Below are 13,636 nucleotides of genomic sequence, written 5' to 3'. Positions count from 1 at the left end.
GTACAACGCCCGGCCTGGCCGGGCGTTTTTATTCCCGTACGAAAATTACGTTTTTTCAATAGGTTGAACATGAATCCTGATACTCCACTGCAGCTGCTCGGCGGCATCTCGGCCCGCGAATTCATGCGCGACTACTGGCAGAAGAAGCCGCTGCTGGTGCGCCAGGCCTTCCCGGACTTCATCAGCCCGATCGACCCCGACGAGCTCGCCGGCCTGGCCCTGGAAGACGAAGTCGAGTCGCGTATCGTGCTGGAGCACGGCGCCCACCCGTGGGAGCTGCGTCGCGGCCCCTTCAGCGAAGACACCTTCGCCGAACTGCCGGAAAAAGACTGGACCCTTTTGGTACAGGCCGTTGACCAGTTCGTTCCGGAAGTGGCCGAACTGCTGGAAAACTTCCGCTTCCTGCCCAGCTGGCGTATCGATGACGTGATGATCAGCTTCGCCGCCCCGGGTGGCAGCGTCGGCCCGCATTTCGACAACTACGACGTGTTCCTGCTGCAGGGCCACGGCCAGCGCAACTGGAAGATCGGCCAGATGTGCAGCAGTGACAGCCCGCTGCTGGAGCACGCCGACCTGCGTATCCTGGCCGAGTTCGAGCAGAGCGAAGAGTGGACCCTGGAGCCCGGCGACATGCTCTACCTGCCACCGCGCCTGGCCCACTACGGTGTAGCCGTGGATGACTGCCTGACCTACTCGGTCGGCTTCCGCGCACCGAGCGCTGCCGAAGTGCTGACCCACTTCACCGACTTCCTCGGCCAGTTCCTGCCCGACGAAGAGCGCTACAGCGACGCCGACGCCCAGCCGGTCAGTGACCCGCACCAGATCCAGCACGATGCCCTCGACCGCCTCAAGGCGCTGCTCGACAAGCACATGGGCGACAAGGACCTGCTGCTGACCTGGTTCGGCCAGTTCATGACCGAGCCGCGCTACCCCGAGCAGATCGTTGGCGAGGAGCTGAGCGAGGAAGAGCTGATCGACGCCCTTGAGCAGGGCGCCATCCTGATCCGCAACCCCAGCGCACGCCTGGCCTGGTCGGAATTCGAAGACGACCTGCTGCTGTTCGCCAGCGGCCGTAGTTGCCCACTGCCCGGCAAACTGCGAGAGCTGCTGAAGCTGGTATGTGCGGCCGACGCCTTGCACATCGACAACCTGGCCAAGTGGCTGCAGGACGAAGATGGCCTTATGCTTGTACAGCAGCTGGTCAAACAAGGGAGCCTGGGATTCGCCAATGAATAAGATCAGCGTTCGCCTCGCCGATTGGCACAAAGACAACGCCGACATCCGCCGTATCCGTGAAGCCGTGTTCGTCGCCGAGCAGCACATTCCGCCAGAGCTGGAGTTCGATTCGGAAGACCAGGACGCCCTGCACTTCCTGGCCCTGGAAGGCGACTATCCGATCGGTACTGCGCGCCTGCTGGCCGACGGTACCATCGGGCGTATCTCGGTGCTCAAGGACTGGCGTGGCCTGAAGGTGGGCGATGCGTTGGTCAATGCGGTCATCGTCGAAGCGCAGAACCGCGATCTGAAACAGCAGATGCTCAGCGCCCAGGTACATGCCACGCCGTTCTATGAGCGGCTGGGCTTTCGCGTAGTCAGCGAGGAATTCCTCGAAGCAGGCATCCCGCATGTAGACATGGTGCGCGACTCGCGCGCCTGATCCATCATCTGTGCCGGCCACCTGTAGCAGCGGGTTTACCCGCGAAGAGGCCGGCACAGGCCCTGTACATCCCCGCTGACAAAAAACCTGTACATCCATCCAGATAAAACTTGCCTCTGCGCCCCCGCTTGCGCATCCTATGGCCCACCACCCCGATGAAGCGTCCCGGCCATGCGCCTGTTTCTCTGCGAAAAACCTTCCCAGGCAAAAGACATCGCCAAAGTGCTCGGCGCCAACCGCAAAGGCGACGGCTGCTGGCAAGGCACCGACATCTGCGTAACCTGGTGCATTGGCCACCTGCTGGAAACCGCCCCGCCCGACAGCTACGACGAACGTTACAAGCGCTGGAACCTGGCCGACCTGCCGATCATTCCAGACAAATGGAAGATGCTGGTAAAGCCCAAGACCGCCAGCCAATTCAAGGCGGTCAAGCGCCTGCTCGGTGAAGCGCGGGAACTGGTCATTGCCACCGACGCCGACCGCGAAGGCGAAATGATTGCCCGCGAACTGGTCGAGCACTGCCGCTACCGAGGCCCGGTGCAGCGCCTGTGGCTGTCGGCGCTGGATGACGCCTCCATCCGCAAGGCCCTGGCACGCCTGCTGCCAGGCCACGAAACGTTCAACCTGTACCATTCGGCGCTGGGCCGCTCGCGCGCCGATTGGCTGATCGGCATGAACATGAGCCGGCTGTTCACCTTGCTGGGCCGCCAATCCGGCTACCAGGGCGTGCTGCCGGTGGGCCGCGTGCAAACGCCTACCTTGCGCCTGGTGGTCGACCGCGACCGCAGCATCGCCGACTTCGTGCCGGTGCCGTTCTGGGCCATCGATGTCCAGCTGGAACACGCCGGCCAACGCTTCAATGCCCAATGGCGCGCCCCCGAAAACGCCTGCGACGACCAAGGCCGCTGCCTGAAGCAAGACCTGGCACAGCAGGCCGCCACCGACATCGGCCATGCCGGCACTGCCCAAGCGGTAAAGGTAGCCACCGAGCGTGTGCGCGAAGCTGCACCGCTGCCCTTCGACCTTGGCACGCTGCAGGAGCTGTGCTCGAAAAAGTTCGGCCTCGGCGCCCAGGAAACCCTCGACATTGCCCAGGCACTGTACGAAACGCACAAACTGATCACCTACCCGCGCAGCGATTGCGGCTATTTGCCACAAAGCCAGCACGCCGAGGCACCCGCCATCCTCGCCGCCCTGCAACGGGCCGATGCCAGCTTGGCGCCGCTGCAGCCCTACCTGCAGCCGCAACGCCGCTCGCGGGCATGGAACGACGCCAAGGTCAGCGCTCACCATGGCATCATCCCCACCGCCGCCGCCAGCGCCCCCTCGCGCCTGCCGGCCAAGCACAAGGCCGTATATACCCTGATCCGCGCCCGCTATCTGGCGCAGTTCCTGCCCAACCATGAGTACGACCGCACCCAGGCCGACTTCGACTGCGCCGGTCATGCGCTGCGTGCTGTAGGCAAGCAAATCGTCGAGCCGGGTTGGCGCCGCGCCTTGCCCGAGGCGCTGACCCCGGCCAAAGGCCGCGAGGCACCACCGGCCCAGGTGCTGCCAGCGCTGCGCGAAGGTCAGGACTGCAACGTACACGGCCTGCAACTGAAAGACCTGTGGACCCAGCCGCCCAAGCCGTTTACCGAAGGCGACCTGATCAAGGCGATGAAAAACGTCGCCAAGCTGGTGGATGACCCTCGGCTGAAGCAGAAGCTCAAGGAAACCACCGGCATCGGTACCGAAGCCACCCGCGCCAGCATTATCCAGGGTCTGCTCGACCGCGGTTACCTGGTAAAGAACGGCAAGGCGCTGTCGGCCACACCTGCGGCCTTCAGCCTTATCGACGCCGTTCCCCGCGCCATTGCCGACCCCGGCACCACGGCGATCTGGGAGCAGGCGCTGGACATGGTGCAGAGCGGCGAGATGACCCTGGAAGAGTTCGTCGCCCGGCAGTCGGCATGGATGGGCAAGCTGGTCGAGCGTTGCAGCGGCATGCGCATGACCATCAGCGGGCCAGCTGCCGGGGCGGCGCCGCCCTGGAAGAAGAAACGTCGCGGTGGTGGGAAGAGCAAAGCGCCCGGAAACAAGGCAACTGCCAGCAAGCCACGGCAGCCACGGAAAAAGGCAACGCCCTGAAATTTTCGTACTCTCACGGCCGGCCTCTGTGCGTAGGAGCGGGTTTATCCGCGAAGAGGCCGGTACAGGCAACACACCTCAATCAGACAAACCACAAATCCCGGCCGACACATTGGCACCATGAATTTTACCTGCTAAGTTTTCATGAAAATAATCACAATATTTTTCACGAGACTTCTGCATGTTCAAACAATCCGCCCAGCACGTCGCCAGTTACTACGCCCAGACCTACCCCGCCAACATCCCACTGCGGCCTACCCTACAAGGCACTCACGACACCGATGTGCTGATCATCGGCGCCGGTTTCAGCGGCCTGCATACTGCCCTGCGCCTGACCCAGGCCGGCAAACGCGTAACGCTGCTGGAAGCCAGCCGGGTTGCCTGGGCAGCCTCTGGACGCAACGGTGGCCAGGCGCTATTGGGCTGGTCGTGCGACATGCCGCCGCTGGAGCAGGCCCTTGGCATCGAACGCACCCAACGGCTATGGGCCAGCATGTGCTGGGCTGCCGACGAGATGCGCGAACTGCCCCAACGCCACGGTTTCGACATCGACTACCGGCAGGGCAGCCTGTGGACTGCGGTATTGCCGCGCCGGGTGAAAATGCTCGAAGAGGCCCTGCATGATGCCGAACAAAAATGGGGTTACGACGCCCTGCGCCTGATCGGCCGTGACGAGTTGCCGCAATGGGTCGACAGCCCGCGCTACCAGGCCGCGCTGTACGACGCCAAAGGTGCCCACCTCAACCCGCTGAAACTGGCACAGGGCCTGGCCAGTACCCTCGAGGCTGGCGGCGGGCAAATCTACGAACAGAGCCAGGTGCTCAGCTACCAGCAGGCTCGCGACGGCTATGTCGCCCGAACCGAGCGTGGCGAAGTTCGCTGCCAGGTATTGCTACTGGCCTGCAATGCCTACATCGACCGCCTTGACCGCAGCCTGTCGCGTCGCCTGTTGCCAGTCGGTTCCTACCAGGTAGCCACTGCACCTCTGGATGCCGACTTCGCCCATTCGTTACTACCACGCAACAGTTGCGTGATCGACAACCAGTTCGTACCTGACTACTTCCGCCTCACCCCAGACCACCGCCTGCTGTTCGGTGGCGGCTGCACATACCTGGGCGGCATTCCCAAGGATGTCGCCAGCGCCACCCGCCCGTACCTGGAGCGGGTGTTCCCGCAGCTGGCCGGTGTGGCCATCGACTATGCCTGGGGCGGACATATCGATTGCAGCATCAAGCGCACCCCAGACGTCGGCCGCGAGGGCCAGCGCTACTGGCTGCAGGGTTTCTCCGGCCATGGCGTTCTGCCGACCCTGGCCGCGGCGCGGGCGGTGAGTGATGCCATTCTCGGCGATGAAGAACTGTTGGGGCTGTACCAAGGCATCGACAACGGCCGCTTCCCTGGTGGCGACCTGCTGGCTGCGCCATTGGAAGCTGCGGCAAAGGCCTGGTACCGCATGCGCGACCGCGTCTGAAGGGCATGAGTGTGGGCCTCTTCGCGGGTGAATCCGCTCCTGCGCATTCAAAATCCATGAGATCCCTGTAGGAGCGGGTTCACCCGCGAAGAGGCCCACACAGGCATCACAACTTCCTGATACCCGCCAGAATCCCTCCTATTCTCAATAGCTCCCTTCGCTTCCTGCACCCAGGAGACACGACCATGAGCTATGTAACCACGAAGGACGGCGTACAGATCTTCTACAAGGACTGGGGCCCGCGCGATGCACCGGTGATCCACTTCCACCACGGATGGCCACTCAGTGCCGATGACTGGGACGCGCAGATGCTGTTCTTCCTCGCCGAAGGCTACCGCGTGGTCGCCCACGACCGTCGGGGCCATGGCCGCTCCAGCCAGGTGTGGGACGGCCACGACATGGACCACTATGCCGACGACGTGGCCGCCGTGGTCGCCCACCTGGGTATCCAGGGCGCTGTGCATGTGGGCCACTCGACCGGCGGCGGTGAAGTAGTGCGCTACATGGCCCGGTACCCTGAAGACAAGGTGGCCAAGGCCGTGCTGATCGCGGCCGTCCCCCCTTTGATGGTGCAAACCCCCGACAACCCCGGTGGCCTGCCCAAGTCGGTATTCGACGGTTTCCAGGCCCAGGTTGCCAGCAACCGGGCACAGTTCTACCGAGATGTGCCAACAGGGTCGTTCTACGGCTACAACCGCCCCGGGGTCGAAGCCAGCGAAGGCATCATCGGCAACTGGTGGCGCCAGGGCATGATCGGCAGTGCAAAGGCCCATCACGATGGCATCGTGGCGTTTTCCCAGACCGATTTCACCGAGGACCTCAAGGGCATCAAGCAGCCGGTCCTGGTGATGCATGGTGACGATGACCAGATCGTGCCCTACGAAAATTCCGGGGTACTGTCGGCCAAGCTGCTGCACAATGGCACGCTGAAAACCTACAAAGGCTTCCCGCATGGCATGCCCACCACCCATGCCGATGTGATCAATGCGGATTTGCTGGCGTTTATTCGTAGTTGATGTTGTCACCAGTAGCGGCCCTTTTGCGGGTGAACCCGCTCCTAGGGGTTTATGTGGGTTGACCCGCAAAAGGGCCGGCACTGGCAACACACCTTCCCCAGGATTACCATGTGTCCCTTCTAGTGCAGCACTTTGCCGCCTCCTTGCCTCCCCGCCTGCCAAAAACCCATGCCCTTCGAACTCACCGTAGAACCTCTAACCCTACTCATCCTGGCGCTGGTCGCTTTCGTCGCCGGTTTCATCGATGCCATCGCCGGTGGTGGCGGCCTGCTCACCACCCCGGCCCTGCTCACCGCCGGCATGCCGCCGCACCTTGTACTGGGCACCAACAAGCTCAGTTCCACCTTCGGCTCGGCCACTGCAGGTTTCACTTACTACAAACGCAAGCTGTTCCACCCGGCGCAGTGGCGCCCGGCGCTGTTCGCTACCCTGACCGGGGCGTCGCTCGGCGCCGTCATCGCCCACTACATGCCAGCCGAATGGCTGAACAAGATGCTGCCTGTGATCGTCTTCGCCTGTGGCATCTACCTGTTGTTCGGCGGCACGCCCAAGGCACCGCTGGATGCCGATGCACCGATCAAGAAAAAGTGGCAAGTCCCGCAAGGCTTCACCTTGGGCTTCTACGACGGCGTAGCGGGCCCGGGCACCGGAGCGTTCTGGACCGTCAGTACCTTGCTGCTGTACCCCATTGACCTGGTACGCGCCAGCGGCGTGGCGCGCAGCATGAACTTCGTCAGCAACATCGCGGCGCTGACGGTGTTCATCATTTCCGGGCAGGTGGATTACATCGTTGGCCTGTGCATGGGCCTGTCGGTGATGGTCGGCGCCTTTTTCGGCGCACGCACAGCAATCAGCGGCGGCAGCAAGTTCATCCGCCCGGTGTTCATCACCGTGGTGCTGGCATTGACCGTGCGCCTAGCGTGGCAGCACTGGTTCGGGCAACCCTAGGCGCCTGGCTACATACAGGTCGATCAGGTACCGGGCAATGGACCGCCCGGCCGGCAGCGGCGGCAGGTCGTGGACGCTGAACCACTTGGCGTCCTCGATCTCGTCCGGCTGCATGACAATCTCGCCACCGGCGTACTCGGCATGGAAGCCGAGCATCATCGAATGCGGAAACGGCCAGCACTGGCTGCCGACGTACTGGATGTTCTGCACCTCCACCGCCACTTCTTCGCGCACTTCGCGCACCAGGCAGTCTTCGGCCGACTCACCCGGCTCGGCAAAACCTGCCAAGGTGCTGTACACCCCGGTGACGAAGCGCGGCGAACGCGCCAGCAGGATTTCATCGCCGCGGGTCACCAGCACGATCATGCTCGGTGAAATGCGCGGATAGCTGCGCAGGTCGCAGGGCTGGCAGTACATCGCCCGCTCCCAGCGAATTTGCGTCATCGCCTGGCCGCAACTGCCGCAGAAGCGATGCTCGCGCGCCCAGGTGCCGATTTGCGCGGCATAGCCCAGCACCTTGTAGGTGTCGAAGTCGCCTTCGAGCATGAACGCACGCAGGCCGCGCCAGCTGCAACCAGGCACATCAGTGGCGCTGCGCAGTTCCAGCAAAAACACTGGCTGGCCGTCAAAGTGGCCGATGCCGTGCTCGCACAGCACGTCGAGGTCCTGGCGCTTGAGCCAGTCGCGGGGGAACAGCGCGCCGTTGGCGTCCACCAGAAACCCTTCCGGGCTGCGGGCCACGGCCAGCCCCCCGATCATCTGTGGGTCGAGTACTGCGGTAGTCCAGCGTGCTGACATGTCGGGGGTTCCTTTACTGCGCGTCCCCCGGCCCGATCAGTCGGCGAACGTCGGTTTCTGTTTGCTCATGTGCGCCGCCACAGCCACGCGCAGGTCTTCGGACTGCAGCATTGCGGCGTTCCAGGTGGCGATGTAGTCCAGGCCATCGTCGATGCGATGGTCACGCATGTAGCTGAGCATTTCCTTGGTGCCGGCCACGGCGATCGGCGATTTTGCGGCAATCTCGCGGGCGATGGCAAAGACGCCGTCCATCAGTGCGGCCTGATCATCATAGACTCGGTTGACCAGGCCGATACGCAGCGCTTCCTCAGCCTCGACATTACGCCCGGTAAACGCCAGCTCACGCATGATGCCGTCGCCAATGATGCGTGGCAAACGTTGCAATGTGCCGACATCGGCAGCCATGCCCATGTCGATTTCCTTGATCGAGAATTGCGCGTCACTGCTGCAGTAGCGCATGTCACACGCCGAGATGAGGTCGATGGCGCCGCCGATGCAGTAGCCCTGCACGGCCGCCAGTACGGGTTTGCGGCATTTGTCCACGGCGGTGAACGAGGCCTGCAGGCGCTGGATGGTGCTGCGCAGGAAGCGCGCATTGCGCCCCACGTCCTTGCCCATTTGCCCGGCCAGCGAGGCCAGCATCATCAGGTCGATACCGGCGGAGAAATGCTTGCCGGCACCGCTGATCACCACCACGCGAACAGCATCGGTTTCGTCGATCCACCGAAAGATTGCAATGATCTCTTCCCAGAAGGCCGCATTCATCGCGTTGACCTTCTCCGGGCGGTTGATCTGAACGTGGGCGATATTGTCGGTCAGTTCGACCTTGAATGCGCTGTACTCGGTCACGGGCGGCACTCCTGCGGCTGAAGAATTCATGGCACGGATGGTAACCCACCCCAATGACCGCACTTGTGCCAAAAACGGGACTGCACGCCTTGCCTATGGCGCGCCGATCCGGCACCGTGCGCCATCGCCGAATTATAAGGATACATATTCATGTCACGCTCACTGACCGGCACCCTCGCCCACGGTTTTCTGGGCCAGTCGCCGCTTTGGTACAAGGCGGTCATCTGCCTGTTCCTGGTGCTCAATCCGCTGCTGCTGGTAACCGTCGGCCCGGTTGCAGCGGGCTGGGCGTTGGTGCTCGAGTTCATCTTCACCCTGGGCATGGCGCTGAAGTGCTACCCGCTCATGCCCGGCGGGTTGTTGCTGATCGAAGCCCTGCTGTTGCAGATGACCACGCCGCAGGCACTGTACGAAGAACTGCAGCACAACTTCCCAGTGATCCTGCTGCTGATGTTCATGGTCGCCGGTATCCACTTCATGAAGGAGCTGCTGCTGTTCCTGTTCTCGCGCATTCTGCTGGGTGTGCGTTCCAAAGCCATGCTGTCGCTGCTGTTCTGCGTACTGTCGGCGTTCCTTTCGGCGTTTCTCGATGCACTGACCGTGACGGCCGTGATCATCAGCGCCGCAGTCGGCTTTTATGCGGTCTACCATCGCGTGGCGTCCGGCGCCAACCCGCGTGAAGACAGCGCACTGGACAGCGACCAGCACGTGGCGCAGTTACACCGTGACGACCTGAACCAGTTCCGCGCGTTCCTGCGCAGCTTGCTGATGCACGGCGCAGTGGGTACCGCCCTGGGTGGCGTGTGCACGCTGGTGGGCGAGCCGCAGAACCTGCTGATCGGCCACGAAATGGGCTGGCACTTCGCTGACTTCTTCCTCAAGGTGGCGCCCGTCTCGATACCGGTGCTGGGTGCCGGCCTGCTGACCTGCGTGCTGCTGGAGAAGCTGCGCCTGTTCGGCTACGGCACGCTGATGCCTGAGACAGTGCGCCAGGTCCTGGCTGCCTATGCCGCCGAGGACGATGCCGCACGCACTCAGGCCCAGCGCATCGCGCTGTGGGTACAAGGGCTCGCTGCGCTGATCCTGATCATTTGCCTGGGGCTGCATGTGGCCGAGGTCGGCCTGATCGGCCTGATGGTGATCGTACTGATCACGGCCTTCACCGGCATCACCGACGAGCACCGCCTGGGCCGTGCCTTCCAGGACGCCATGCCATTCACTTCGCTGTTGGTGGTGTTCTTCGCCGTGGTCGCGGTGATTCATCAGCAGCAATTGTTCAGCCCATTGATCAGCTGGGTGCTGACGCTGCCGGCCGAACAGCAACCGGGCATGCTGTATCTGGCCAACGGTTTGCTGTCGGCGATCAGCGACAATGTGTTCGTTGCCACCATCTACATCACCGAAGTGAAGCAGGCATTTCTCGATGGCAGTATGAGCCGCGAGCATTTCGAAACCCTGGCGGTGGCGATCAACACCGGCACCAACCTGCCAAGCGTGGCGACGCCGAACGGGCAGGCAGCGTTCCTGTTCCTGCTGACCTCGGCCATTGCGCCGCTGATCCGGCTGTCGTATGGGCGGATGGTGTGGATGGCGCTGCCCTATACCGTGGTGATGGGCGGGTTAGGGTGGTGGGCGGTGACGTACTGGCTGTGAGGTGCTCTGTTTGGCGCGGGTGCATCAGGTCTGAAGGTGCATGGCTTTAGGGTGATGCCGTTTGTGAGATCGAGCGCCGCCCGCGCGGCGCTCGATCGTACGGGCGAAATAACCCTTGAGACATGCGCCCTGCAGCCATAATGCAATTTAAAGACATGCCCCACTCCCATACAACTTTTGCCCCGCGAACGCATCAAACCCCAGGTACGCCCCATCCGCTCCAAGGAGGTCACCCATGGCGCTGCGCACAACACTGCTGCTTTCCTGCATGACCCTGGCCCTGCTCGGCTGTGCCGGCAACGATCACCCGGCACCGCCGCGTACCCAGCAGGTGGACCTGCAACGCTATCAGGGTACCTGGTACGAACTGGCGCGACTGCCGATGTTCTTCCAGCGCAACTGCGTGAAGTCCGAGGCGCGCTACGGCCTTCGCGAGGACGGCCGTATCGATGTAACCAACCGCTGCCAGGAAAAGGACGGCCAGTGGAATGAAGCCAAGGGCATCGCCGAGGCTCAGCAACCGGGCAGCACCGACAAGCTGTGGGTGCGCTTCGACAACTGGTTCAGCCGCCTGGCACCAGGCCTGACCAAAGGCGAGTACTGGGTGCTGTACCACGACAAGGACTACCGCGTGGCACTGGTCGGCCACCCCAACCGCGAGTACCTCTGGCTGCTTTCGCGCACGCCAGCGGTCACCGACCAGCAGCGCGAGCAACTGCTGACAACCGCCCGAGAGCAAGGTTATGACACCAGCAAGCTCATCTGGCGACAGGATAACTAGCGGGCCGTCGACGGCGGGCGGCATTGCGGCTTATCACCTCGGCCGCTTCTGGCCTGAAACAGGAACCTGAATGGACCTGCTGTTGCTCGGCACCTCTGCCGGGGTGCCCACCAAGGCACGCAATGTCAGCGCCACGGCCGTGATCGAAGCCAGTGGCAGCCACTGGTATCTGGTCGATTGCGGCGAAGGCACCCAGCACCGCCTGCTGCACACCCCGCTTTCGATCCGCGACCTGCGCGCAATCTTCATCACCCATGTCCACGGTGACCATTGCTTCGGCCTGCCCGGCCTGCTGGCCAGCGCTGGCATGAGCGGGCGCACCCAGCCGCTGGACATTGTCCTGCCAGCCGCACTGCACGACTGGCTACGCCAGGGCCTGTCGGCCAGCGACACCTTCCTGCCGTTCGAGCTACGCCTGCTGGCTGTGGAAGACCTGGTCGAATGGCACAACCAGACACTACAAGTGACCACCGTGCAACTGTCGCACCGGGTGCCCAGCGTAGGTTTCGTATTCACCGAAATCAACCCTGAGCCACGCCTGGACATCCAGCGCCTGGACGCCGAGGGCATACCGCGTGGTCCGCTGTGGGGCGAGCTGGCCAAGGGGTTGATCGTGAAATACAACGGGCAGCTGCTGAACGGCAACGACTACCTGCGCCCTTCGCGTCCGCCACAGCGGGTGATCGTGTGCGGGGACAACGACAACCCAGAACTGCTGGCAGCCGTCGCCAGGGGGGCGGATGTCCTGGTGCACGAAGCCACCTTCACCCAAGCGGTAGCCGAACGCACCGGGGGCACGTTCGGCCACAGCACCGCTGCACAGGTGGCACGCTTTGCCGAGGCCGCTGGCGTGCGCAACCTGGTACTGACGCATTTCAGCGCCCGCTACCAGAACGACCCACGGCGCAGCCCGCACATCGACAACGTACGCGACGAGGCCCTTGCCCATTACAGCGGGCAATTGACCCTGGCGCAGGACCTTCAGCGCTATCACCTTGGCCGTAACGGCCGTCTTGAGGCCAGTACCTAGGCCGCCAGGCGCCCGCTGGCAATTGCCTCCGACGCCGCCAGCATCGCCCGCAGCAACACCGCACAGCCCGCCGCCAGGTCATCGGGCGTGGCGTTCTCGATCTCGTTATGGCTGATGCCGTTTTCGCACGGCACAAAAATCATCCCCGCCGGCCCCAGCTCGGCCAGGAAGATCGCGTCATGCCCCGCCCCACTGACGATGTCCATGTGCGGCAGGCCCAACGCCTTGGCCGACTCGCGCACGGCGTCGACACAGCCTTTGTCGAAGTAAAGCGCCGGGAAGTCAGCCGTGGGCACCAGCTCATGGCTCAGGCCATGCCTGGTACAGGTCGCCTCGATCACCCCGCGCACATCGGCAATCATCGCATTCAACTGCTCGCCCTCCAGGTGGCGGAAGTCCAGGGTCATGCGCACTTCGCCCGGGATCACGTTACGCGAGCCCGGGTACGCCTGAAGGCAACCCACCGTGCCACAGGCGTGAGGCTGGTGGGCAAGCGCCGTGCGGTTGACCGCCTCTACCACAGCGGCGGCCCCTACCAGGGCGTCCTTGCGCAGGTGCATCGGCGTAGGGCCGGCATGGGCTTCAACACCGCGCAGGGTCAGGTCGAACCACTTCTGGCCCAGGGCGCCGAGGACCACGCCGATGGTCTTGGCCTGGTCCTCGAGGATAGGGCCCTGCTCGATATGCGCTTCGAAATACGCCCCCACCGGGTGCCCCAAAACGGCACGCGGACCGGCATAGCCAATGGTGTTCAACGCTTCGCCAACGCTGACACCCTGGGCATCGCGCTTGGCCAGGGTTTCTTCCAGGGTGAACTTGCCGGCGAACACCCCCGAACCCATCATGCACGGGGCAAAACGCGAGCCTTCTTCGTTGGTCCACACCACCACTTCGAGCGGCGCTTCGGTTTCCACGCCCAGGTCGTTAAGGGTACGGATCACCTCCAGCCCGGCCATCACCCCGAAGCAGCCATCGAACTTGCCGCCGGTGGGCTGGGTGTCGATATGGCTGCCGGTCATCACCGGCGGCAGCTTGGGGTTACGGCCTGGGCGGCGGGCGAAAATGTTGCCGACGGCGTCGATGCTGACCGAGCAACCGGCCGCTTCGCACCACTGCACGAACAGATCGCGGGCCTGGCGGTCGAGGTCGGTCAAGGCCAGGCGGCAGACGCCCCCCTTGGCGGTGGCGCCGAGCCGCGCCAGGTCCATCAGCGATTGCCACAGGCGAGTGCTGTCGACGTGACGGGCGTTGGTCTTCAGGATCTCTTTGACGGGGGTCACGGGCTTCTCCTTCAGGCTTCTTA

The 13,636-nt window shown here is 63.4% G+C and carries 12 protein-coding genes; 9 read left to right on the top strand and 3 right to left on the bottom strand.

From position 1 onward, the window contains the following. The first annotated feature begins 69 nt into the window (after positions 1-69). The 6 genes from LVS58_RS16085 to LVS58_RS16060 all read left to right on the top strand — a co-directional run bounded on the left by LVS58_RS16085 (position 70) and on the right by LVS58_RS16060 (position 7,222). The gene (locus tag LVS58_RS16085; protein WP_233691903.1) at positions 70-1,236 is read left to right on the top strand and encodes a ribosomal protein uL16 3-hydroxylase; all 1,167 of its coding nucleotides are present in this window, start codon (positions 70-72) and stop codon (positions 1,234-1,236) included. Beyond that, positions 1,229-1,657 (top strand): GNAT family N-acetyltransferase, encoded by a 429-nt coding sequence (locus tag LVS58_RS16080; RefSeq protein WP_003251237.1) that lies wholly within the window; start codon positions 1,229-1,231, stop codon positions 1,655-1,657. The genes LVS58_RS16085 and LVS58_RS16080 overlap by 8 nt, the downstream gene beginning before the upstream one ends. A 171-nt stretch (positions 1,658-1,828) precedes the next feature. After that, entirely contained in the window at positions 1,829-3,787 is a 1,959-nt protein-coding gene (locus LVS58_RS16075) for a DNA topoisomerase III (protein WP_233691902.1), read from the top strand. Between the two features lie 181 nt (positions 3,788-3,968). Then, positions 3,969-5,258, top strand: coding sequence for an NAD(P)/FAD-dependent oxidoreductase (locus LVS58_RS16070; protein WP_233691901.1), 1,290 nt, complete (start codon positions 3,969-3,971; stop codon positions 5,256-5,258). 185 nt (positions 5,259-5,443) lie between these two features. Continuing rightward, on the top strand, positions 5,444-6,274 hold the full coding sequence (locus tag LVS58_RS16065; protein ID WP_233691900.1) for an alpha/beta fold hydrolase: 831 nt from the start codon (positions 5,444-5,446) through the stop codon (positions 6,272-6,274). Between the two features lie 168 nt (positions 6,275-6,442). After that, on the top strand, positions 6,443-7,222 hold the full coding sequence (locus tag LVS58_RS16060) for a TSUP family transporter (RefSeq protein ID WP_233691899.1): 780 nt from the start codon (positions 6,443-6,445) through the stop codon (positions 7,220-7,222). Here LVS58_RS16060 and nudC read toward each other — a convergent pair. Both nudC and LVS58_RS16050 read right to left on the bottom strand, forming a co-directional pair. After that, positions 7,190-8,020, bottom strand: a complete 831-nt coding sequence (gene nudC / locus LVS58_RS16055) for an NAD(+) diphosphatase (RefSeq protein ID WP_176682264.1) — start codon at positions 8,018-8,020, stop codon at positions 7,190-7,192. The genes LVS58_RS16060 and nudC overlap by 33 nt on opposite strands. Before the next feature lie 36 nt (positions 8,021-8,056). Beyond that, entirely contained in the window at positions 8,057-8,869 is an 813-nt protein-coding gene (locus tag LVS58_RS16050; RefSeq protein WP_233691898.1) for a crotonase/enoyl-CoA hydratase family protein, read from the bottom strand. A 150-nt stretch (positions 8,870-9,019) separates the two neighbouring features. Between LVS58_RS16050 and nhaB the strand changes: the two genes are divergently transcribed. From nhaB to LVS58_RS16035, 3 genes are all read left to right on the top strand, one after another. Further along, positions 9,020-10,522 (top strand): sodium/proton antiporter NhaB, encoded by a 1,503-nt coding sequence (nhaB, locus tag LVS58_RS16045; protein WP_233691897.1) that lies wholly within the window; start codon positions 9,020-9,022, stop codon positions 10,520-10,522. Between the two features lie 235 nt (positions 10,523-10,757). Further along, positions 10,758-11,303: a lipocalin family protein gene (locus tag LVS58_RS16040; protein WP_233691896.1), complete on the top strand. Its 546-nt coding sequence runs from the start codon at positions 10,758-10,760 to the stop codon at positions 11,301-11,303. A gap of 70 nt (positions 11,304-11,373) precedes the next feature. After that, a complete protein-coding gene (locus LVS58_RS16035; RefSeq protein WP_233691895.1) occupies positions 11,374-12,333 on the top strand; it encodes a ribonuclease Z in 960 nt (319 codons plus the stop codon). Here the strand turns inward: LVS58_RS16035 and LVS58_RS16030 are convergent. Further along, positions 12,330-13,613, bottom strand: coding sequence for a Zn-dependent hydrolase (locus LVS58_RS16030; protein WP_233691894.1), 1,284 nt, complete (start codon positions 13,611-13,613; stop codon positions 12,330-12,332). The genes LVS58_RS16035 and LVS58_RS16030 overlap by 4 nt on opposite strands. Between the last annotated feature and the right edge of the window lie 23 nt (positions 13,614-13,636).

The organism is Pseudomonas sp. JR33AA (genome assembly GCF_021378985.1).
Lineage (GTDB): Bacteria > Pseudomonadota > Gammaproteobacteria > Pseudomonadales > Pseudomonadaceae > Aquipseudomonas > Aquipseudomonas alloputida.
Note: the sequence above shows the minus strand (reverse complement) of the source record. Positions and strands in the feature narration are given on the sequence as shown.

Bases quoted from the DNA above. Each gene is read 5' to 3' on its own strand.
- LVS58_RS16085 (WP_233691903.1), top strand. From the start codon at position 70: ATGAATCCTGATACTCCACTGCAGCTGCTCGGCGGCATCTCGGCCCGC.
- LVS58_RS16080 (WP_003251237.1), top strand. From the start codon at position 1,229: ATGAATAAGATCAGCGTTCGCCTCGCCGATTGGCACAAAGACAACGCC.
- LVS58_RS16075 (WP_233691902.1), top strand. From the start codon at position 1,829: ATGCGCCTGTTTCTCTGCGAAAAACCTTCCCAGGCAAAAGACATCGCC.
- LVS58_RS16070 (WP_233691901.1), top strand. From the start codon at position 3,969: ATGTTCAAACAATCCGCCCAGCACGTCGCCAGTTACTACGCCCAGACC.
- LVS58_RS16065 (WP_233691900.1), top strand. From the start codon at position 5,444: ATGAGCTATGTAACCACGAAGGACGGCGTACAGATCTTCTACAAGGAC.
- LVS58_RS16060 (WP_233691899.1), top strand. From the start codon at position 6,443: ATGCCCTTCGAACTCACCGTAGAACCTCTAACCCTACTCATCCTGGCG.
- nudC (WP_176682264.1), bottom strand. From the start codon at position 8,020: ATGTCAGCACGCTGGACTACCGCAGTACTCGACCCACAGATGATCGGG.
- nhaB (WP_233691897.1), top strand. From the start codon at position 9,020: ATGTCACGCTCACTGACCGGCACCCTCGCCCACGGTTTTCTGGGCCAG.
- LVS58_RS16040 (WP_233691896.1), top strand. From the start codon at position 10,758: ATGGCGCTGCGCACAACACTGCTGCTTTCCTGCATGACCCTGGCCCTG.
- LVS58_RS16035 (WP_233691895.1), top strand. From the start codon at position 11,374: ATGGACCTGCTGTTGCTCGGCACCTCTGCCGGGGTGCCCACCAAGGCA.